The 1,543-nt window shown below is 55.4% G+C and carries 2 protein-coding genes and 1 pseudogene; all 3 read left to right on the forward strand.

Annotated features, from left to right (window positions below; genetic code table 11):
• On the forward strand, positions 1–1,098 hold a 1,098-nt coding region (locus USH94_RS22400; RefSeq protein WP_320731350.1), incomplete at its 5' end, for a YadA-like family protein.
• Positions 1,099–1,401: a hypothetical protein gene (locus USH94_RS22405; RefSeq protein WP_047625862.1), complete on the forward strand. Its 303-nt coding sequence runs from the start codon at positions 1,099–1,101 to the stop codon at positions 1,399–1,401. It abuts the gene before it with no gap.
• Positions 1,401–1,543 (forward strand): annotated as a pseudogene (locus USH94_RS22410) (DNA topoisomerase III); the annotation flags it as partial. The gene USH94_RS22405 and the pseudogene USH94_RS22410, both read left to right, overlap by 1 nt.

Below are 1,543 nucleotides of genomic sequence, written 5' to 3' on the forward strand. Positions count from 1 at the left end.
GCACTCGGTGCGGGTTCTGTAACGGATCGGGATAACTCGGTTTCCGTGGGCAGCGCTGGCAATGAGCGCCAGATAACGAGTGTTGCAGCAGGTACAGCAGACACCGATGCCGCCAACGTCGGCCAGCTCAATTCTGCAATAGCCGCAGAGCAGGCCGCCCGTGAGGCAGGTGATGCCGCAACGCTGGCCGCAGCCAACAGCTACACCGATGCATCCAGCGCCAGCACGCTGAATCAGGCCAACAGCTACACCGACGAATCCAGCGCCAGCACGCTGAAACAGGCTAACAGCTACACCGATGCATCCAGTGCCAGCACGCTCAATCAGGCCAACAGCTACACCGATGCATCCACCGCCGCAGCGGTCGATAAATCAAAGGACTACACTGACACGGCCACCGCCACAGCGGTCGATAAGTCGAAGGACTACACCGACACGGCCACCGCCGCAGCGGTCGATAAGTCGAAGGACTACACCGACACGGCCACCGCCGCAGCGGTCGATAAATCGAAGGACTACACCGACACAGCCATCGCCGCAGCGGTCGATAAATCGAAGGATTACACCGACACGGCCACCGCCGCAGCGGTCGATAAATCGAAGGACTACACCGACACAGCCACCGCCGCAGCGGTCGATAAATCGAAGGATTACACGGATCACCGCGTTGATAACCTCACCTCAACGGCAGTTGAGCAATCCAACAGCTATACCAATGAAAAGTACGACCAGAGCATTAACTACGCGCAAAATGCAGCGAATCAGGCTGAAAGCAATGCTGCCAGCTATACCGATAATCGCGTCAATGCGTTAAGCCACTCGACTAATCAGCGATTCAAACAGCTCAATTCAAAAATTGACCGTGCAGAAAAGCGTCTCAATGCCGGTGTTGCCGGTGTTACCGCGATCGCGTCAATTCCGTATGTCGCGGAAAACTCATTTTCTTACGGTATCGGCCTGGGTAATTACCAGAACGGCAACGCGATTGCTGGCGGCGTCAATTACAAAACATCCCCGAACACCAACGTAAGACTCAATGTTTCATGGGATTCATCCCGGAACAGTGCGGTCGGCATCGGATTTGCCGGGGGCTGGTAAATGAAGCCCGGATTTATTTCTCCCCCCTGGGCGCATACGCGCGGTGATTCCGTAAGCGCCCTGAGCCTTATTAACCGCGCGGAGAAAAATGCGGCCTGCGGCTGCGGGCTGCATTACGAGATCTACCACTACCGCGTCCTGGACGAGCTGCAAAACGTACTAACTAAGCTAAGCGCCGATGATGCGGCAATCTTTCTGGAGATTGCCGCATCACAGGGTTTTCGTCTGGATGCCAGCGCCATCAATGACGCGCATCAGGCTTACTGCGTAACGCTATCCGAAATAAGAAAGGAACAGGAATAATGAGACTCTTCATTGCTGAAAAACCCGCCGTTGCGACCGATATTGTGAAAGCCCTCGGCGGCAACTTTACCCGCCACGACGGTTATTTTGAATCGTCCACCGACATTGTGAGCTACTGCGTCGGCCACGTGCTGGAAATGGT

The organism is Enterobacter sp. 148H3 (assembly GCF_034107425.1).
Lineage (GTDB): Bacteria > Pseudomonadota > Gammaproteobacteria > Enterobacterales > Enterobacteriaceae > Enterobacter > Enterobacter vonholyi.

Bases quoted from the DNA above. Each gene is read 5' to 3' on its own strand.
- USH94_RS22405 (WP_047625862.1), top strand. From the start codon at position 1,099: ATGAAGCCCGGATTTATTTCTCCCCCCTGGGCGCATACGCGCGGTGAT.